Raw genomic sequence first — 20,946 nt, 5'->3', positions numbered from 1 at the left:
TTAATTATACTTTGAGTTAATTGTCGACAAAGATAAGTAATCCCTTGATTGCCAATGTTAAGTTTATGTTAACAATCATTGAGTATTTTTCAACATTTTGTCATAAAAACACAAATAAATCATAGTAAACAGGTAGATTTAATGTAATATTTGTAATTAACCTGTTACTTAATCCGCCACCAAACACAGGCCGGTAAAAATATTTTTTTATCGCGGCTATGAAATGTACACTTTTCTCATTTCGCCCCTTTTTACTTAGCTTTGCGCCTTTAAAATGTAGCCCCCTGCGTTTATCACACATCCGGCTATAAATCCGTTCAAAACAAAAATTTAGTTATCAAAGTATATCATTAAAAATATGGACTACGATTTAATTGTTATAGGGTCGGGCCCGGGTGGCTACGTAGCAGCTATCCGCGCTTCACAGCTCGGTTTAAAAACTGCCATTATCGAAAAAGAGTCATTAGGTGGCATTTGCCTTAACTGGGGCTGTATCCCAACCAAAGCCTTATTAAAAAGCGCCCAGGTTTTTGAATACCTTAACCACTCGCAGGATTACGGTATTAAAATAAACGGCACAGGCGAAGTTGATTTTGGCGCCGTTATAAAACGCAGCCGCGGTGTAGCCGATGGCATGAGCAAAGGCGTACAATTTTTAATGAAAAAAAACAAGATCGAAGTTATTAACGGTTTTGGTAAATTAAAATCAAAGGGTGTTGTTGAAGTAAAATTAAACGATGGCAGCACTAAACAAATCACCGCTACAAGCATCATTCTTGCAACAGGTGGCCGCAGCCGCGAACTTCCAAATATAAAACAGGATGGCGTTAAAGTTATCGGTTACCGCCAGGCCATGATATTGCCAAAACAACCAAAATCAATGGTTGTGGTAGGTTCGGGCGCTATCGGTATCGAGTTTGCTTATTTTTATAACTCAATTGGCACCAAAGTTACCGTTGTTGAGTACTTAGATAATATTGTGCCGCTTGAAGATGAAGAAATTTCAAGAAACTTACAGCGCATCCTTAAAAAACAAGGCATCAACATACTTACAGGCGCCAACGTGGAGTCGGTTGACAGCACCGACGAGCTTTGCAAGGTAAACGTAAAAACCGCCACAGGTATGGAAGTTATCGAGGCCGAGATCGTTTTATCTGCCGTAGGTATCTCTACCAACATTGAAGGCATCGGCCTGGAAGAAGTTGGTGTAAAAACCGAACGTGGCAAAGTATTGGTTGATGATTATTACAAAACAAATATCGATGGTGTTTACGCTATTGGCGATATTGTAAAAGGCCAGGCCCTTGCCCACGTAGCATCTGCCGAAGGCATTATCTGCGTTGAAAAAATTGCCGGTCAAAACCCGCATCCTTTAGATTATAACAACATTCCGGGCTGTACCTATTGCTCGCCCGAAGTTGCCTCTGTAGGTTATACCGAAAAAGCAGCTAAAGAAGCCGGCTACGAAATTAAAGTTGGTAAATTCCCATTCTCGGCATCGGGCAAGGCAAGTGCTGCCGGCGCTAAAGATGGTTTTGTAAAACTGATATTTGATGCCAAATACGGCGAATTCCTGGGCGCGCACATGCTGGGCTACAACGTTACCGAAATGATTGCCGAAGTAGTTACAGCCCGCAAGCTGGAAGCCACCGGTCATGAGATCATTAAATCGGTACACCCGCACCCAACCATGAGCGAAGCTGTAATGGAAGCTGCCGCCGCCGCTTATGATGAAGTAATTCATTTATAAGTCAAAAGTAAAAATTCAAAATTCAAAAGTGCTTGTCCTTAGGGTATAGCGCATAAAAAATAAAAGGTCGATAGTCGCAAGCTATCGGCCTTTTATTTTTTTCTTTAATATTACATCAGAAAGGCTTTTTTGAATTTTGACTTTTGAATTTTGAATTTTGAATTAAACTATGAAGCTACACACTATCGATACCGGCTTTTTTAAATTAGATGGCGGCGCCATGTTTGGGGTGGTGCCAAAAACCATCTGGAACAAAACCAACCCTGCCGATAACAACAACCTGTGCACCTGGGCCATGCGTTGCCTGCTGGTTGAAGACGGCGATCGTTTAATATTGATAGACACCGGCATTGGCGATAAGCAGGACCAAAAGTTTTTAAATCACTATTATTTACATGGCGATGCCACGCTTGACAGCTCACTTGCCGCCCTCGGTTTTCACCGCGATGATATTACCGATGTATTTTTAACCCACCTGCATTTTGACCATGTGGGCGGGGCAGTAGTACGCAATGGCGAGAGGTTACTTCCCGCATTTAAAAATGCCAGGTACTGGAGCAACCCCAAACACTGGGACTGGGCCACAAACCCTAACGACCGTGAAAAAGCTTCCTTTTTGAAAGAAAACATACTACCCATACAAGAAAGCGGGCAGCTGCAATTTATAGATGCACAGGAAGGGATCAACTTTGCCGAAGGTTTTGATATCCGTTTTGTATCCGGCCATACCGAGGCTATGATGTTGCCGCTTATAAACTACAAAAGCAAAAAAATACTTTACATGGCCGATCTGCTACCATCGGTAGGCCACCTTCCCCTGCCCTATGTAATGGCTTATGACATGTTTCCGCTCACTACCCTTAAAGAGAAAAAACTATTCCTTACAGAGGCCCTGGAGCAGGATTACATACTTTACTTTGAACACGACCCGGTAAACGAGTGCTGCACCCTGCAACAAACAGAAAAAGGCATCAGAGCGAAGGATACGTTTAAATTGAACGAGTTGTAGATATAGTATCAAGTAGTAAGTATCAAGTATCAAGACAGCTACAACCTGTTAGGCGTAACATGATGTGTCTTTTTTTATATATTGTATTTGCCGGCAATTCAAGCTAACCAATCAAAAAACCTTGATACTAGCTACTCGATACTATTATGCGTCTTTTTTTAGATATTGTCCTGCTGACAATTCAAGCTAACCAATCAAAAAATCTTGATACTTGATACTGGCTACTTGATACTAACCTTGATACTAGCTACTAACTAAGTATCAAGGTTTTTTGACGTAGCTATCAACGCTAATCAGCGCCCCTAACGTAGCAGTCTTGATACTTGATACCTGCTACTTGATACTAATCTATTCCTGCCAAATCCGGATAGTGTTTTACGAACACCACAAAAACCATACCGCTTGCCTGTTTCTGCATTTTTTATACAAATATTGAATATATGCTTGATACTATTTTTTTAATTAATTGAAAATCAACAGATTGAAAAATATTCCTATAGCTTATTTTTTTTGAAAATAGACCGTACAATTGTAATTTTTTACAACAATTTTATAACTTTGGTCGTTCTGTAGTAAATAAAAAGTACAGAGAGGTTTATAAATAGATGAGACAACTCAAAATAACGCAATCCATAACCAATCGCGAGTCGCAATCGCTTGACAAGTATCTCCACGAGATTGGTAAAGTTGATCTGATAACAGCCGAAGAAGAAGTAATATTAGCCCAAAAAATCCGTGAGGGCGACCAGGCGGCATTGGAGCGTTTAACCAAAACCAACCTGCGCTTTGTTGTATCTGTTGCCAAACAATACCAAAACCAAGGCCTTACACTGGGCGATTTAATTAACGAGGGTAATCTTGGTTTAATTAAAGCTGCCAAACGTTTTGATGAAACCAAGGGTTTCAAATTCATATCCTACGCCGTATGGTGGATCCGTCAATCCATATTACAAGCTATTGCCGAGCAATCGCGTATTGTACGTTTGCCATTAAACCAGGTAGGCTCGTTAAGTAAAATAAGTAAAGCTTTTTCCAAACTGGAGCAGGAATATGAGCGCGAGCCATCGCCCGAAGAACTTGCCGATATTTTGGAAACCACCGTTGATAAAATTTCCGACACCTTAAGCAATTCAGGCCGCCATGTATCTATGGATGCCCCATTTGTACAGGGCGAAGAGAATACCCTCTTGGATGTACTTGAAAACCAGGAACCCAATACCGATTCGATCCTGATCAACGAGTCGTTATCCGAAGAGATTAAACGCTCCCTGTCAACCTTAACCGAGCGTGAGCGTGAAATCATCGTACTGTTTTTTGGTTTAGGCACCAATCATCCGCTTTCATTAGAAGAAATTGGCGAGAAATTTAACCTTACCCGCGAACGCGTTCGCCAGATAAAGGACAAAGCCCTGCAACGTTTGCGTCATACGTCGAGGAGCAAAATTTTGAAGTCGTATTTGGGATAATTGAGCAGAGTCAAGAGATAAGAGTCAAGAATTAAGATATATAAAGCCGGGATTGAGCAAACTACTCAAATCCTGGTTTTTTTTGGGAGAGATAGAACACACATCACTCCGCAATCGCACCCCATAATTACAAACCTGCAACAATTTAGTCTCCATAAAATTTAATGCGCAAATTGCCGTTACTTAGCTAACCTGTCATAGTTAGCTCAATGGTAAAATCAATAAAAATAGGGTGGTACTTTTATAAACCGGTAATGGTATGGTGCATACTGGCATCGCTGGCATGTTTATATTACCTGCTTTCGCGCCAATTGAACATTCCGTTTGCCATATTATGCAAACTGGTTAGTTATGCTGCCATACTTGGCCTGCAGTACCTGAATTTTAAAGCCGTGCAAACCTATTTCTATTTTCGCAATGCAGGCTACAACATCAGCTTGCTTTACTTATCGGTATTTGCCTGCGATTTTATAGCTTTCATCGTCCTTTTGTCACTTTCAACCATCCGCTAAATTTGGAGCCACTCATCTTAAAAACCGACAGCGTACAACTGGAGTTCGGCGGACGCAAAATACTGCAGGATGTTTACCTGGAATGCAGGCAAGGCGAGGTATTGGGTATCCTGGGCCGCAACGGGTGCGGTAAGTCATCTTTATTAAGGATTATATTCGGCACCCTTACCCCTGCCTACAAGCACGTAAGCATCAATGGCGAATATCTTAAAAAAGGCTATAAAAATATGCGCGTGGCCTACCTGCCTCAGCACAATTACCTGCCCAAAGGCATCAAAATAAAAAAACTGGCCGCAGCTATTATCGATCCCCGTTTTTGGGACGATTTTTCGACCCATCCCATCTATATAAATTACCATGAAAAAACTATAGCCGACTTATCAGGCGGCGAACTCCGTCAACTCGAAACGCTGATGGTTATTTACAGTAAAGCAGATTTCATTTTGCTCGACGAGCCTTTCACACACATCTCCCCCGTACAAGCCGAAGCCTTTAAAGAGATCATCAGGAAATGCGCCAAAGTTAAAGGCATCATTGTAACAGATCACCAATACTACAATATCCTGGATGTAAGCGACAGGATCATCCTGATAACCGATGGCTACACCAGGCCAATCCGCAATAAGGATGAATTGGTTACGTATGGCTATGTGAGCCACATTAATTAGTTTATTTTGTATTACGAGCTTCGGCACGTAACTCTTATTGCTGCCATATTAAAATAGTTGAGCCTTTGCGAAGCCTAAGAGCACAAAAAAGGTTATGCCTGGCAGGTTTCTTAGCGGTACTTTTCCCGTCTTGGTTCTTGATTCTTGACTCTTGACTCTGATTCTTACAACTTGATTCTTATTCTTGGATTCTCATCGCTATATTAGCTACTCCAGAACATTTGTATGACTATCCCTATATACCAGGCTGATGCCTTTACCGATAAATTGTTTGGCGGCAACCCGGCGGCTATTTGTCCGCTTGCCGAATGGCTGCCTGATGCCATCATGCAAAAGATAGCCGTTGAAAATAATTTGGCCGAAACAGCCTTTTTTGTAAAAACAGATGGCGGCTACAAACTGCGCTGGTTTACCCCCGAATATGAGATTGATCTTTGCGGCCACGCCACCCTCGCGGCAGCCCATATATTATTTACAGAGCTGGGCTTCGAGGGCGACGAAATACACTTTGAGACCATAAAAGCGGGTACTTTGCATATTAAACGCGACGGCGACAAATATACCATGGACTTCCCATCAAGGCCCCCTATACCTATAGAACCACCAAACGGACTGGCCGAAGCTTTAGGCGAAAAACAGCCGCTGGCCTTCTTCCGGTCAAGGGATTACTTCCTGGTTTACGAAAACGAACAGGATATCAAAGATATTACGCCCGATTTTTTTGCATTATCCAAAATGGATACTGTAGGAGTGATAGTTACAGCGCCCGGCGATAACAGCGATTTTGTATCGCGCTTCTTCGCCCCCGGCGCAGGTATAGCCGAAGACCCGGTTACCGGATCGGCACATTGCAACCTGATCCCCTACTGGGCAAAAAAATTAGGTAAAAACACATTGCACGCCTACCAGATCTCGGCCCGCCGCGGCGAACTCTGGTGTGAACTCAAAGGCGACCGTGTGTTAATGACCGGTAATGCGATTACTTATCTAAGGGGCGAGATTTCCATTTACCATTAAATTTAAGACAGACATAAGCATTATCGCTTCCATTTGCCATATTTTTCATTCTATTTTATCCTTGATTTGGAAATCAAACTCATTAATTTTCAACAATTTTAATAATTAACTTATAGGTTAATTTAGTAACTAGGGCGATTTTCCTTTCTTATAAGACACAATTTCCAATGCCACTTTCTGCACAAGGAAATATTCTTTTCCTTAGATGAAAATAACATCAGCCTTACGGCAACGCTTTTTAAAACTTTTTTAAAAAAAAGGCGTTTTTTTATCGATTTTTTATTTAAATAGTGTAATTATTGAAATTTTCAATAGTTTTATGCGATTAAATTTCCCTAACGCCCTTTAATTAAACTATTTGAAAACACGCATACTTTTAGGAGTTTTACTACTGTTCTTTGTATTATTTAGTAAACCGGCAACAGCAGCTTCATACTATTGGACAGGCGCCGGCGGAAACACCAACTGGAACAATTCTGCTAATTGGTACAATCTTTCAAGTCTTAGCTTCGGTTCAGGCTCCCCGTCCACCAGTGATGATGCTTACATTGGTGTTTCGATATTAGGCGTTAACTTTTTCTCCGGATCGCAGCAGCCCAATGTTAATACTGCAATTACCTGTGCTAATTTATATTTATCAAACAGCGCTGCTGTAGTGCTAACCATAAATAATAATTTAACCGTATCCGGATCTATTAACGTTTCCGGTCCGGTTACAATAACCGGGTCTGCAACTTTAAAAGGAGCCACATTTATTGTGGGGTTTACCGGCACACTTACCGATAACGTAAACGTAAACATTACCGGCGCTTCATCTATAAGTAATGGTTATGCTTCAATAATAAACACAGGCTCTGGTTATACCCTCACCATGACAGGAGGTTTAACTGTGGGTTCTTTTAGTACCACAACACTCACGCTTTCGGGCTCGGGTACCACATCTATCAGCGGAGCTTCCAGTTTTAGTCAACTCGCAACATTAACCAATAGCGCAATTTTAAAGTTTAATTCAAGCGCTACGGTAACGTTTAATAACAATTGTTCCTTTACCAATTCGGGCACGGTAACAGCAACAAGTACTACTTTTACATTACAGGGCTCCAACAACTTCATTAATAATTCGGGATCCTTTACCAGTACCGGCGGCAGCATCAATTTTACATCGGGCGGTACCAGCGGATATCTCAAAAACACAAATGTTTTTACTATATCCTCATGCACGCTTACGTTCGGTAATAGCTCCGAATACTTACAAAACTCCGGTTCGGGAGTATTTTCCGCAAGCAGCAGCATAATCAACTTGTCCGGAGCAAGCGCTTATACTGATAACTCGGCAACTTTTAAAGCAACTGCCTGTACATTTAATTTTAACAACGGTAATTATATAAAAAGCTCGGGTACATTCACCACGCAAACCGGTTGCGTATTCAATGTATCAACAAGCAGTGCATATATTCTTAACACAGCCAATTATTATGATCATGGGTCTACTTACAACCTGTCGGGATATGGTTCCAGCTTTCAAAACACGGGTTCAAGCGCTGTAGTAGTTGCCAGGGGGGCAACTTTTAACGGAACCAACAGTACCATGTCAATGACCAACAGTGGCACTTTTACGGCCGATTCTACATCATATATCAACCTGGGCACATACCAATCAGGGCTAACCAATACAGGGGTTTTCAATGCCGGCACATCGGGCTCGTCCTGTGTAATTACATTAAGCGCGCAGGCTTGTTTTATCACCAATACCGGCAGTTCTTCACAATCCGCCTATTTCAATCTTGGTTCAACCTCTATCATCGATCTTTCGACTGGTTATCAACCTGTTGTAACCAACACCAGCAACGCATATTCGTTTTTCACTTTAATGTCCGATGCTTCGGGTTCTGCGGCTTTTGATCAGATATCATCCACCGGCTATGGTTCAAGTACTGTGGCAATTGCAGGCACCTATAATATTCAACGTTTTGTAAGCGGTGGAAGCCTTGCAACCAACCGCGGATACAGAATATTATCTTCGCCTACTAATATTACAAACCCTTACTCTTCCAGCACTACTTATAACAATTACATCACTTTAAATACATTAAAAAACAGCTATACTGTTTATAGTAGTTTAACTGCTAATAACAGCTATTCCGGCGCCTTTACCGCAGGCCCGTCAGGAGGCACGGGGTTTAGCTATATTAATCCTAATGGTAACTCCATTATTTATTTTTATGACGAAACAAAGGCCGTAAGCAATACCAGCTTCAGTTCGGGCAAACACATAGGGGTTACATCTATCGGCGCCAGCACAGTTACCTTAAGTGGTGTAGGGGCGGTAAGTATGCCGGTGGGCAATGGCTATTTACTTTATTATGTTGGGCCCAATAGCCGCACTGATGGTGTTACCGGTAATCCCCTGGATTGTTATATTACCAATGTGGGCTACGTTAACCAGGGCGATGTTACAGTAGCGCTATGGTATACCCCTAAAAACGGCGCATCAAATTCAACTACGGGCAAACTATCTTATTCGCTATCTACGCTAACGGGGGGCACCGGTTATAACATGGTTGGCAACCCTTATCCCAGCACCATCAATATAGCCACGGTACTGGGCCATAACTCTAATATAAGTACCGCTTATTTGCTAAATAAAACCAATAGCCCCGGACAAGCTTATTATGCATATACGGCCAATGGTACATCCGCGCCTGGCATCGGTTACGCCCTGAGTGGCGAGGGTTTCCTGGTACGTACAACAAGCGGGGGCAACTCATTAACATTTAAAGAATCTGATAAAGTTGCCACCCAACAGCTTACCGGATCAAACCTGCTTATGTCGGCGCCAAAAGCCCAAATATTAACGCTTAACGGCACGGGTACTTCTTTTAAAAGCGCCGCGGCATTTTTGCCTCAAACCACCTCGGTAAAAGAATCAGATGCCCAGGGCAACCCACTTACCGGGTTATATTTAAAAATAGAAAAAGATAGCCTGGCATATGATTATTGCGGTGTTTATTTTAGAAGCGACTGGCAGGGCAAGTTTGACGAAAGCTTAGATGCCTTAGACCTTGATGTGAGCAGCTCAAGTGTATTATTGTCAAGCCTTTCATCCGATGGGATGCATACAGCTGTAAAGCACTTCCGCGATTATAAAAAAGGAGTTAATGTTAAGCTTTATGCATATGGCAAAACAGATGGTTTATATAATTTAAAAATTGAAGGTATACGTAACATTGATACCAATAACTACAAAATAACCCTGCTTGACCACTTTAAAAAAGACTCGTTAGACATAGGGCGCTATAAATCTTACGCTTTCAATATCTTAAAAAGCGACACCAACACTTTTGGCGCCAACCGGTTTGAATTATCTATTCAGCAATTGCCGGCTGCCAGGTATCAATTGGCAAGTTTTACGGCCCAAAAGGCTACAGACGGAGTGCTGGTTACCTGGCGCGCTTACAACGAGGGAGATAATTATTTTTATACGCTCGAAAAACAACAGGCAAATGGCACCGATTATGCCTCTTTATATCAAATACAAAGCAATGGTGGCACAATTTATAAGTATACCGATAAAACACCAAATACAGGCAATAATGTTTACCGACTAAAACAGGTAGATCTGTTTGGCAACATCACATACTCGGCCCTTGTTAGTATTTACTACGATAAAAGCGGCGATGCCAATATGTTTAGCGTTTATCCCAACCCTATAGCCGAAACATTGAACGTTAATGTTACCAGCGGAAAATCGGATGCTATGTCTCCTGGCTACAAGTTAAATATTTACGATGCAACGGGTTCATTAGTAATGCAAAAAACAGCTGACAGCAACTCCTTTAGCCAAAACGTTTCGCAATTTAAACCTGGCATTTACATAGTTGAGTTAAAGGATAATGGTGGCATTTCACTGGGGGAAACAAAATTTATAAAAAAATAATACAACTAAAACAGATGAAGATTTGTGTGTACAGATTAAATGCTAAAGTGTTAACAGCACTATTCTTATTATGGATGATACCCTTTGTTAGCAATGCCCAGGGCGATTTACCATGTAATGACGCTGATCCATTTGATATAGCCTGCCCGTTGGATACCTGGGTAATTGTGTTGGTAGCAGCAGCCGGGTTATTCACTGCTATCCATTTGCACCGTAAACAAAAATCCCTCCGGGCCTGAGGCACGAAGGGATTTTTAAATTTATTGCTTGCAGGGGAAATAAATTTTGTATTAAGCTTTTTTAGTATCCAAAGTAACCTGTGTGTTACCGGTGTAATTGAGGTTAAGTTGTTGTAATATGCCGTTAACCACCTTCGGCAATTCTTTCAATGTTGTTTTTGGGTTGTGTAATTCGCCAACGCCAAAACCACGCCATACCAGTTGCCTGGTGTTACGGTCAATAATATCAATAATCAAGGTACCCTCTTTGTAAGGCACGCGGGCCATAACGCCGCCACCATAGTAAGGGTATCCCCAGCCATAGCCAAAGCCGCCGTAACCGTAAAACGGACGATATCCCCAGCCATAACCACCCCAGCCCCAACCTGAGTACAATGTACCATAATAAGCAGGGTAAAATTCATTTTTTACGCCACGGCCGGTAACGGTTGAGTAGCTTACCAGCAAATCGGGGTTGGTTTCCTGTAGTTTAAGGCCCTTGGCTGTCAATGCCTCGATGGTAGTTTCTTTAACCTTCTCGTCGGCAATTTCCTTTTTTACAACGCTACCTGCTTTGTTGGGCTGCGCATCGGGCGGTAACCAGGCAAAGGTACGATAGGCTGTAAGATTAGTTTTGTTTTTTGCTGCGGTGTAATAATTGTAGCTGCTGCAAGCAGACAAGGCGGATACCAGCAACAGTACCAACCCTGTATTAATAATTGTTTTCATGACAAAATGCTCCCTTATATATTTACCGTTAGACAATGCAGAAACGAAAGGTTTAATTTAAATATTATTTATTTAAATTAACTAACTGGGCGTACAGTTTCTCGGTAGGTAAACCAACCACGTTGGTGTAAGATCCGCTTATTTTTTCGATGCCGATAAGGCCTATCCGTTCCTGGATACCATATGAGCCGGCCTTATCCAACGGGTTATATTGAGCAACATAACTACTTATCTCATCCAACGTGAGCTTGCGGAAAAACACTTCAGATACATCAAAAAAAACATTGTATTGATGCTTGTATAACAGGCAAACCCCGGTAACCACCTGATGCACTTTACCTGATAACATTTGCAGCATCTCCACAGCATGCCCGGGCGTTTCGGGCTTGCCTAATATCAATCCATCAACACAAACAATGGTATCTGCGGTCAGTACTACCTCGTCTCCTATGGTTTCGTCAAAAGCTTCAGCTTTTTTTCGGGCTATATAAACGGCAACTTCCTGTGGTGTTAAACCCGCGGGGTATGATTCATCCACATCCTTCAGCACCACCTCAAACTCCATATCCATCAAACGCAAAAGCTCTTGCCTCCGCGGCGATTTTGATGCAAGAATGATTTTTGGAATATTCATTTTGGATGAAGAATTTTCAGACACAGGATAAAAGACTTTTGACTTTTTAATTTTGACTTTTGACTTAAACTACCAGCTATACGCCTCTTCGCTCATCCACCTATCCTGTACTTTAAGTACTTTTTCGATAATATCGCGGGCGCAGCCTTTGCCGCCGCCATATGGCGAAACATAGGCGCTTAATGCTTTGATCTCTTCAACAGCATCAGCAGGGCAAACAGGCAAACCTGCAAGCTTCATTACCTCCAGGTCGGGAATATCATCGCCCATGTATAGCACGTTGGTAGCAATAATGGCCTTCTCTTCCAGGTAAATTTTAAACCGCTGCGATTTGGTATGCGTACCCATATAAACATCATGGATGCCCAAACTGTTTAAGCGGTAAATAGCGCTTTTGGAGCGGCTGCCCGATATAGCGCAAACATTATAACCACATTTTACGGCAAGCTGTAAAGCATAACCATCTTTAATATTAAAGGCGCGGCTTTGCTCGCCGCTTTCCGTCACAAAAACAGACCCATCAGTGAGCACACCATCCACATCAAAAATAAACGTGGTTATATCTTTTAATTTATTCAGAAACGACTCCATATTGTTTTTATGATTTCACCGATTATATTGGTGATTACACTCATTAGACATAGCGATCACATCGGGTTTAAGATTGATTGCATCGCCAAAAAATGCAAACTGCAAACTACCCACTGTTAACTGCAAACTGACTATTGGTTATCCCGCCACTCATATACCCAGGCAGATTGAATTTGCTCCAGGTGGCCTTCGTTTGATTCTTCCCGTTTACCCGCAAAGTTAGGCAGGCTTAAAACCCATTCCAACAGTTCGGTAAAGCGGATGCGGTATATTTTCGATTMGCCAAAATCATCGCCAAACTTTTCGTAAAGTTCCATGGCAATATCTTCGTAATCGTTCCAGTGAATGGGTAAGGCAAATTTATTATCGCTCATCTTTTATATGTTGTACGTTGTACGTTTTTTATTTGATTGTATTATCAGTGTGCGTTAATCACGTACAACGTAAAACGTCCCACGTAAAACCTCACAAACTTTAAAGGTCATTAGTGCCCCATAAATGCCGATTGATCAGGAATGGTAACTTCTATATCGCCATCAATGATCACACACTGACAGCCCAGGCGCGATGTTATACGCGGGTTTACAGCCCTGTCTATAAAATCCTCTTCCTTGTCAGATATTTCCTGGATGTTATCCATCCCTTTGTTTACGTAAACATGGCAGGTGCTGCATCCGCAAACGCCGCCGCAATTGTGCTGTAGTTCAATGCCATTCTCCAGGCATACGTCCAAAACAGATTCTCCCTCGGCTATTGGCAGCTCAACCGTTTCGTGCCCCTTCTCCTCGAAGTTTATCTTTACTTTAAAAATGTTCATTTAGGCAAAAGTAACAAAATTACTTATCCCCATGCCCACCATTGTTGTTTTTGATAATACCCTGACTTAATAAACTATACATTTCCTGCAATTGTGGCTGCCCCTCAAGCATTTGCAGGTGCGCGGCCATGGTACTTTGATCGTTACGTACTGCCGGGCCGGTTTGTACATGTGCGGGGAGTTGTTGTTGCACCTTTTGAGCAGTCTCTAAAATCAAGGGTCTCAATAAATTAAAGTCCATTTCATGGCCTGCAAGCAGTTGTTGTGCCACCCCGTATAAATAATTCGGAAAATTACAGGCAAATACCGCTGCCAGGTGCAATATTTTGCGCCCGGCCGAGTTAATGCTATAAATACCATTGCTAACGGTAGCCGCAAGTTGCTCAATATCAGTATATATACTATCATTTGCAGCTTCAATACACAAGGGAACGGTTGCAAAATCAACTTCGCGGGTTTTGCTAAAGGTTTGCAGGGGATAAAGAACACCGGCTTTATCGGTATAATTCAATAAAACATCAAGGCTGGTTGAGCCCGATGTATGCACTATTGTTTTTTGATGTTCGGCCAGTGCACCGGCAATTTGGGAAATGGCATCATCCTTAACCGAAATAACAAAAATATCGGTTTCGGCGCTGATCTCGCTGAGCTGATTTGTAGCTGCGGCGCCAACGTGGTATGCCAGCAAAGCTGCGTTGTGCATATTAGGGCTGTAAACCTGCACAATGCGGTGCCCGGCATTTTTAAATGCCGCTGCCATGTGGGTTGCTACGTTGCCCGATCCTATAAATGTTAAGCGCATATAAATTTTACATTTAATATAAAAATAGGTTAACTACCAATTAAATATTTGTGTATTTTAGTAATCATCATCCTAATACCTCATGAAAATACTCAAAGCAAGCATAATAATTGTAATATTCCTGGTCGGCGCGGCTACTTTAATACTATTTGGTTTTTATAAATATAATAATAAAGAAAAAAAAATACTAACCGATGCCGACCGTAAAAATATTGCCGGCAGTTTTATCAAATTAAGCCATGGCGTTACGCATTACGAACTAAAAGGCCCCGAAAACGGCGAAGTTATTGTACTTGTACATGGCTTCAGCGTACCATATTATATATGGGATGGAACTTATGAATATCTTATTAAAAAAGGCTATAAAGTATTACGATATGACACCTACGGCCGGGGCTACTCCGACAGGCCCGACATTGCTTACAATAAAGAACTATATACCAATCAGCTGCTGGAACTGATAAGCCAGCTAAAATTGCAAGCCGGCAAGGTGAACCTTGCCGGTGTATCCTTCGGTGGTAAAATTGTAACCGACTTTACCTGCCTGCATCCTGATATGGTAAGCAAAGTTATACTTATTGACCCGGTATACGAACAACAGAAGCCAAAAGCTCCCAAATATATAGCTATGTATAACGAAGCGGTAAATTCCAACGCGCGGGCAAGCGGACAGGTTACTGATTTTAAATATCCTAAACAGCATCCCGGATGGGAGAAACTGTATTTGCCGCAAATGCAATACAAAGGCTTCAGAAACGCGCTGGTATCAACCCTTTATGATTACGGACAGTATGGCCGCCAAAGCTACACCTGCCTAAACGATGCCAGTAAACCGGTATTGTTAATTTGGGGTAAAGATGATAAAACCGTACCCTTCGGTTTCAGCGACTCGATACGTAGTGTTTTGAAAGTGAACTTTTTTCCCGTTACCGATGCCGCGCATTTGCCTTTCTTAGAAAAACCCGATTTGGTAAACCCCAAAATTGTATCGTTTTTAAAACAGGGGTAAGGATTGTTGAGTGTGTGTGCAACAGGTTTGGCGTTGCAAAGCCCGCGATAGCAGATCTTAAGCAATAGTTATATTGTTTATTAATTGGTGTTTATAAGCGCCTTTAATGGCTTGCTTAATAAGCAAGCAAATAACTCTATTTACCGGAAACTATTGAGTATCAACGTATCAATAGTTGATTAAATCGTATCAATTTTTAAAACAGTCGCATTTGCTTAATTATTTCAATCAAGTTCATCTTAAATGCCAGTATGTTTAATCTTTTAGATTGGCAACTATTGGATTTTATTGACATTACCCCAAACAAAATCGGTTAATACAAAGGTTTTTAATCCTATTTTTGCATCTCAACAGTTTTACTAATGATTTCTCAAGAAGAACTTACCAAACTCCTCCCAGCCTTAGAAGCAGATCGCATTGAAAAAACGATTTCTAAAAATGACGCTGACAAATTTGGCGAGGCTATTTGTTCTTTTTGTAATGATATGCCAGATCACAAACTACCTGGATATTTGATTATCGGGGCAAATGACGATGGAACTATTGCGAGGCTAAAGGTAGACGAACAATTACTTCAAACACTGTTAAGTTACAGAACAGACGGGCGAATAGTACCTCCGCCAGCAATGGTTGTTGCTAAATTCTCTTATCCGGCTGGCGATATTGCTGTAGTAGAAGTAAAACCTTCATTTGTGCCTCCTGTAAGGTACAAAGGTAAAGTTTGCATCAGAATTGGCCCAAGGAAAGGGACTGCTAATGAGGCAGAAGAAAGAATATTAAGTGAAAAACGATCAACCTTTGCAAGGTCATTCGACACCCGGCCCGCCTACGAGAGCTCTTTGGATGATATTAGTCTGGACATTTTCAAAATCACTTATTTGCCTACAGCGATTGACCAGGAAACCTTAATTGCAAATGGCAGGGAATTAAAACAACAACTTTCCTCTTTGAAATTTTATGATTTAAAGGCTGATGTTCCTACATATGCGGGCATCTTGTTATTTGGCAAAAACCCTCGTTTTTATTTAAATGGTGCTTACATTCAATATGTTAGATTTACCGGGGCTGATGAAGTCAGTGATTTTGATTATGAATATCGCTTTGAAGGAGATTTAACCACCCAAATGAGAGTTATTGATGATTTTATAAAAGCCCAGATTGTAAAAAGAGTGCAACTAAAACTTGGCGAAGAATATGAATCAGCATATCCGGCATCTGCAGTACAAGAATTATTGTATAATGCCATAATTCACAGGGATTATCAATCTAATGCCCCTATAAAATTTTATGAATTCAGTGACCGAATTGAAATTACTAATCCTGGTGGATTATATGGAGATGCTCGTCCCGAAAATTTCCCGAATAAAAACGATTACAGAAACCCTACATTAGCGGAAGCAGCTAAAAATCTTGGGTTTATCAACAGTTTTAATGTTGGGGTGAAGCGAGCTATGGCCGCTCTCCAAAAAAACGGATCGCCAGAGCCAACATTTATTCTTGACCAACTAACCAGTTTTGGGGTGATTATTTACAAAAAAATATAATGAAAACGATTGCGTTTTTTAATAATAAGGGGGGCGTTGGTAAAACAACTTTAGTTTATCATTTTACTTATATGCTTGCCGAACTTGGATATACCTGTTTGGCGGTAGATTTAGATCCCCAGACTAATCTTACCTCAATGTTTTTGAGCGACGAGCGTCTCCAAGAAATATACGATAACGATTTAAGCAGACCAACAATATTGGAGAGTATTCGGCCACTTAATCGTGGTATTGGTGATATTCAACCGGCACACATCGAAATTATCAGTGATAAAATAGGCTTGATCGCTGGCGATCTTGAGCTTTCCCTTTTTGAGGACAAATTAAGTAGTAGCTGGGGAAATTGCTTAAATAGAGATGAAGCCGCATTTAGGATTGTAACATCTTTCTACAGAATAATAAAAGAAGCAAGCGAAGTAATTCGAGCCGATTTTAACATAATTGATATTGGGCCAAATTTTGGCGCGATCAATCGGGCTACTTTGATAGCTGCTGACTATGTAGTGGTTCCAATGGCGGCTGATCTTTTTTCACTCCAGGGCCTTAAAAATTTAGGAAGCCGGCTTGGTACATGGCAAACTGAGTGGATTGACCGGTCAAATAGAAATCCAGAACCATCTCTGAGCCTGCCGACGGGATCCATTACCCCACTTGGCTATGTAGTTATGCAACACGGAATTAAAGAAAGCAGACCTGTAAAATCATATTTAAAGTGGGCTAATAGAATTCCAAACGTTTTTAGACAGTTTGTACTTGGTAACGATGAAGAGATAACCACAAGCGTAAATGACGACATATGGTGTTTAGCCTTGTTAAAACATTATCACAGTTTAATTCCCATGGCTATGGAGGCAAGAAAGCCAATATTTTTATTAAAACCCTCTGATGGCGCAATAGGCGCACACCTGGGCGCAGTAAAAAATAGCTATGAAGATTTTTATCAGTTAACTACCAAAATTATTTCAAGAATAGAAAGTGGCGTGGATCCTGATGACTATATTATTTAGACAGGCATCTCCCGAAATCTTGGTTCAGCTCGCGACAGTTTAGGGGTTATTTATTAAATTCCATCTTCTCGCCCCAACCTAATCCACCATCCAATTCTTCCCTGCTAAATTCAATATGCACCACTCTCCTTTTTTTATTATTGATAGTACGGTTTGAAGCATGGAGCAGTAAGGGGCGCATGATCATTGCGCCGCCTGCGTTTACGTTGCAGGTGGTTTCTGTTTCCAGGTCCCAGTTGATGGTTTCGGGGCGGTACACGCCTTTTTGATGCGATCCGGTTACAACCTTCAGCGCGCCGTTATCGCCGTTGGTATCGTCGAGATGAATGCGGATGGTGAAGTTATTTTGTAGGATGTTTAAGGGCGGCTGTACGCCAAACTGGTTTTGTTTTACCGTCCAGGGGCCGTAGCCGGGCGCATCGGTCCTCCTATCAACCACAATGGTTAAATCCTGGTGCCAGGCTACAAACCAATTGCTTAGTTCAGGCTTATCAAAGTAAATGGATTTGGTAACAAAGTATCCTTCGCCAAATAATGCCCTGATGAGTTCCTTTAGCTTTGGGTTAAAAATTAAAGGAACCACCTGCGGCAGTTCCTTTAAAAATTGCCTGATGGCAAACAGATCGTCAGTTTTACGGAAGGCGGGGTTTGATTGATCGGCCGCTTCAATCGCAGTTATAATGTTCTTAACCTCTGCCTGGTTGTATATATTATTTACAATGGCAAAACCATCCTTTAATATATCCTGTTGCTGTCCGGTTAACTCGCCCACTCAAACTAAACTGTTTTCAATTCCTTTTTTCGGCGCAGTATCGACATAAAGAAACCGATTACCATAATGATAGTGCCCGCCCAGAAAAAATTAATAAAAGGAAACTGGATGGCTTTCATTACTATAAATTTCTTTTTGCTTTCGGGCTGCTGGTATACCACAATCTCGACAGTTTTATGTTCGGGGATTACCTTGCTGAAACGCAGTTTTAAACCGGCGTCGTCAACCTTGCGGGCAAAATCAAATACGTTACCGTTTTTAATCATGTAAACCGGGGTAGCGCTGTATTTGTTACCGTTTGATACTATTTCCAGGTGTGCACCTATAGCTACGTCACTATCGCTTAACGGGATGTTTTGTACTTTGGCCTCCTTGTTTAACCCTGTTAATACAATATAACCATCGCGGTACCTGATTGTGTCGCCGGTTTTTACCTCGTGGGTTACCGGCGCATCGTAATTTTTATCATCGTTATCAGCATCGTGGGCAGCCTCGGCGCTTTCGGTACCTGCTTCGGTAGGTGTTATCGCGTTGGTTAGCGTAATGTGGGTATAAATATCGCTAAACAGGTAATGGCGTGTATCCGGCGAGGCCGACATGGTACCTTTGCTTACCTGTACCTTTGGTTTCAGCGTAAACTCCTCTGTAACCTTGCCACTTGCATCTATCTTTTTATAGTTGATTTTAAACCAGTGATTTGGCGATGAAATCGAATCGCCCACATAGGTAACTGTATAATCGCCTAACTTTGTTGGCTGGTTGCGATACACAGTAACGTTTTCGCGCGGGTTTTCCTCTTTGGCAAATTCGGCGTTATATGCTTCCCCTGTGTTGTTTATCGATATTACTTTGCTGGTACCGGCCGAAATAAGTGCGCCAATCATCAGCAAACCAAAACCAATATGCGCAACTGCCGATCCGGCCAGCTTAAACTTGCCTTTAAAAGCATCGGCTAAAACTTTACCATTAACCAATACCGAATAAATTGAACCCCACATAGCCAGTACAAACACAAAACTAAGCTTGTAGACACCAGATGTATAAGCGATAAGCGCCGTTAACGCCGCGCCAATAAGCAGGTACGAGCCGGTGGTGATAAAGAATTTACTAACATCTGTTTTTTTGTATTTTAAAAACTGGCTAAAACCCGTTACCAAAACAATAACAAATACAAACGACGATTGGATAACGTTGTAATGTTTGATAGTTGGCGGCGCCATTTTAGTATGGAATATAGCATTCCAAACCGGTACAGAGGTAACCGCCAATAAATGGAAGCACGACAGTCCCATAAACACAGCCCCTACAAACATCCAGAACTCGCGGCTATAAGTCTCTTCGTCTTTTTTGGTGATTGGCAGCTCTTTCCAGCGGGATACCAGTAACCATACGGTTATTGCCAGGAATATAAAAATACTGATCACCAATTGCCAAAACATCCCCAGATCGGTAAAGGAGTGTACCGATGTATCGCCCAGAATACCGCTCCTGTTCAGGAACGATGAATACCAGGTAAGCACATTGCTTAACAGCACCAAAAACGTAGCAGTAAAATAAGAATGACCGGTATTTTTAAATACGATCATTACGTGCAATCCTGCTACCAGTACAATCCAGGGAAAGATAGAGGCATTCTCTACCGGGTCCCAGGCCCAAAAGCCACCAAAATTGAGCGACTCATACGCCCAAAACGCACCCATTACAACGCCGGTGCCCAGTATCATGCAGGCAAACAAGGCGTAAGGAATTGCAGGGGCTACCCACTCTTTGTATTTTTTTTGCCAAAGGCCTGCTACCGCGTAGGCAAAGGGCACTACCATTGATGCAAAACCCAGAAATAAGGTTGGCGGGTGAATGATCATCCAGTAATTTTGCAGGGATGGCACCATGCCTTGCCCATCTTTAATAAACTCCAGGTAGTTTGGGTTGGAAAATATAGGTGCTTCCATGGATTGCCTCAGCAGCAAAAAAGGTGAGCTGCCGACGCGTTGTCCGAAGATTTCGACGCCCAACACCATAGCTGCCAATACCACCTGCGACATAGCCACTACCGTCATCACCGGGCGTTCCCATGATTTGGCGCGGAAGATAAGGAATGTACCTAAAACAGCCTGCCAGAACAGCCAAAGCAAAAAGCCTCCCTCCTGTCCGTTCCAAAAGGCCGAAAGGATATAGTAAATAGGCAACGAGCGTGAGGTATATGCCCAGGCGTAATGATATTCGAAATAATGCTTATAAATGAGTAAAAACAGGCATACGCCTATTCCGATGATAGACGCTAAGTTCACCAGGAAGCCCGCGCGGCCCAATTTTTGCCAAAGGCTGTTTGGCTTGCCGGCGTCGTCGGTAGTGGCAAAATAGTAACTTATAAATGATAAAAGGGCTGCACCGAACGAAAGGACGATAAAGAACTGGCCTATCTGGCCTGGTAAAAGGTGTTCACCTTTAAATTGAATATCCATTA

Annotated in this window: 19 protein-coding genes; 11 read left to right on the top strand and 8 right to left on the bottom strand. The window is 41.9% G+C overall.

Annotated elements, in window-relative coordinates:
• Positions 1-358 precede the first annotated feature (358 nt).
• The 8 genes from lpdA (at position 359) to AC1DXF_RS17345 (ending at position 10,598) form a co-directional block, all read left to right on the top strand.
• Complete coding sequence (gene lpdA / locus AC1DXF_RS17380; protein WP_477449991.1) at positions 359-1,750, top strand: dihydrolipoyl dehydrogenase; 1,392 nt, start codon at positions 359-361, stop codon at positions 1,748-1,750.
• Positions 1,751-1,919: 169 nt separating this feature from the next.
• Positions 1,920-2,759, top strand: a complete 840-nt coding sequence (locus AC1DXF_RS17375) for an MBL fold metallo-hydrolase (RefSeq protein ID WP_477449990.1) — start codon at positions 1,920-1,922, stop codon at positions 2,757-2,759.
• A gap of 605 nt (positions 2,760-3,364) precedes the next feature.
• On the top strand, positions 3,365-4,225 hold the full coding sequence (locus AC1DXF_RS17370; protein WP_090466905.1) for a sigma-70 family RNA polymerase sigma factor: 861 nt from the start codon (positions 3,365-3,367) through the stop codon (positions 4,223-4,225).
• Between the two features lie 209 nt (positions 4,226-4,434).
• Positions 4,435-4,737 (top strand): hypothetical protein, encoded by a 303-nt coding sequence (locus AC1DXF_RS17365; protein ID WP_477449989.1) that lies wholly within the window; start codon positions 4,435-4,437, stop codon positions 4,735-4,737.
• A 2-nt stretch (positions 4,738-4,739) separates the two neighbouring features.
• Positions 4,740-5,405, top strand: a complete 666-nt coding sequence (locus AC1DXF_RS17360) for an ATP-binding cassette domain-containing protein (RefSeq protein WP_477449988.1) — start codon at positions 4,740-4,742, stop codon at positions 5,403-5,405.
• A 225-nt stretch (positions 5,406-5,630) separates the two neighbouring features.
• Positions 5,631-6,422 carry a PhzF family phenazine biosynthesis protein gene (locus tag AC1DXF_RS17355; RefSeq protein WP_477449987.1) on the top strand — a complete coding sequence of 264 codons (792 nt, stop codon included), beginning with the start codon at positions 5,631-5,633 and terminating at the stop codon, positions 6,420-6,422.
• A 358-nt stretch (positions 6,423-6,780) separates the two neighbouring features.
• Positions 6,781-10,359 (top strand): T9SS type A sorting domain-containing protein, encoded by a 3,579-nt coding sequence (locus AC1DXF_RS17350; RefSeq protein WP_477449986.1) that lies wholly within the window; start codon positions 6,781-6,783, stop codon positions 10,357-10,359.
• A gap of 14 nt (positions 10,360-10,373) precedes the next feature.
• On the top strand, positions 10,374-10,598 hold the full coding sequence (locus AC1DXF_RS17345; RefSeq protein ID WP_477449985.1) for a hypothetical protein: 225 nt from the start codon (positions 10,374-10,376) through the stop codon (positions 10,596-10,598).
• A gap of 51 nt (positions 10,599-10,649) precedes the next feature.
• On the opposite strand, the gene AC1DXF_RS17340 is transcribed toward AC1DXF_RS17345, so the two are convergent.
• From AC1DXF_RS17340 to AC1DXF_RS17315, 6 genes are all read right to left on the bottom strand, one after another.
• Positions 10,650-11,306 (bottom strand): DUF4136 domain-containing protein, encoded by a 657-nt coding sequence (locus AC1DXF_RS17340; protein WP_477449984.1) that lies wholly within the window; start codon positions 11,304-11,306, stop codon positions 10,650-10,652.
• A 64-nt stretch (positions 11,307-11,370) separates the two neighbouring features.
• Entirely contained in the window at positions 11,371-11,940 is a 570-nt protein-coding gene (locus AC1DXF_RS17335; RefSeq protein WP_477449983.1) for a Maf family protein, read from the bottom strand.
• A gap of 69 nt (positions 11,941-12,009) precedes the next feature.
• A complete protein-coding gene (locus tag AC1DXF_RS17330) occupies positions 12,010-12,531 on the bottom strand; it encodes a KdsC family phosphatase (RefSeq protein ID WP_477449982.1) in 522 nt (173 codons plus the stop codon).
• 131 nt (positions 12,532-12,662) lie between these two features.
• Positions 12,663-12,905, bottom strand: a complete 243-nt coding sequence (iscX, locus tag AC1DXF_RS17325) for a Fe-S cluster assembly protein IscX (protein ID WP_477449981.1) — start codon at positions 12,903-12,905, stop codon at positions 12,663-12,665.
• Between the two features lie 110 nt (positions 12,906-13,015).
• A complete protein-coding gene (locus AC1DXF_RS17320) occupies positions 13,016-13,348 on the bottom strand; it encodes a 2Fe-2S iron-sulfur cluster-binding protein (RefSeq protein WP_274209205.1) in 333 nt (110 codons plus the stop codon).
• Between the two features lie 19 nt (positions 13,349-13,367).
• Positions 13,368-14,150: a Rossmann-like and DUF2520 domain-containing protein gene (locus AC1DXF_RS17315; protein ID WP_477449980.1), complete on the bottom strand. Its 783-nt coding sequence runs from the start codon at positions 14,148-14,150 to the stop codon at positions 13,368-13,370.
• Positions 14,151-14,232: 82 nt separating this feature from the next.
• Between AC1DXF_RS17315 and AC1DXF_RS17310 the strand changes: the two genes are divergently transcribed.
• The 3 genes from AC1DXF_RS17310 to AC1DXF_RS17300 all read left to right on the top strand — a co-directional run bounded on the left by AC1DXF_RS17310 (position 14,233) and on the right by AC1DXF_RS17300 (position 17,710).
• The gene (locus AC1DXF_RS17310) at positions 14,233-15,159 is read left to right on the top strand and encodes an alpha/beta fold hydrolase (protein WP_477449979.1); all 927 of its coding nucleotides are present in this window, start codon (positions 14,233-14,235) and stop codon (positions 15,157-15,159) included.
• Between the two features lie 362 nt (positions 15,160-15,521).
• Positions 15,522-16,703 carry an ATP-binding protein gene (locus tag AC1DXF_RS17305; protein ID WP_477449978.1) on the top strand — a complete coding sequence of 394 codons (1,182 nt, stop codon included), beginning with the start codon at positions 15,522-15,524 and terminating at the stop codon, positions 16,701-16,703.
• Complete coding sequence (locus tag AC1DXF_RS17300) at positions 16,703-17,710, top strand: ParA family protein (protein ID WP_477449977.1); 1,008 nt, start codon at positions 16,703-16,705, stop codon at positions 17,708-17,710. Before AC1DXF_RS17305 ends, AC1DXF_RS17300 begins: the two co-directional genes overlap by 1 nt.
• 46 nt (positions 17,711-17,756) lie before the next feature.
• Here AC1DXF_RS17300 and AC1DXF_RS17295 read toward each other — a convergent pair whose 3' ends face one another.
• The gene (locus tag AC1DXF_RS17295) at positions 17,757-18,482 is read right to left on the bottom strand and encodes a phytanoyl-CoA dioxygenase family protein (protein WP_477449976.1); all 726 of its coding nucleotides are present in this window, start codon (positions 18,480-18,482) and stop codon (positions 17,757-17,759) included.
• 5 nt (positions 18,483-18,487) lie between these two features.
• Entirely contained in the window at positions 18,488-20,944 is a 2,457-nt protein-coding gene (gene ccsA / locus AC1DXF_RS17290) for a cytochrome c biogenesis protein CcsA (protein WP_477449975.1), read from the bottom strand.
• Positions 20,945-20,946: the final 2 nt, after the last annotated feature.

It is taken from the genome of Mucilaginibacter sp. P2_A5 (genome assembly GCF_056404995.1).
The sequence above is the reverse complement of the archived record's forward strand: the minus strand, read 5'-3'. Positions and strand labels throughout refer to the sequence as shown.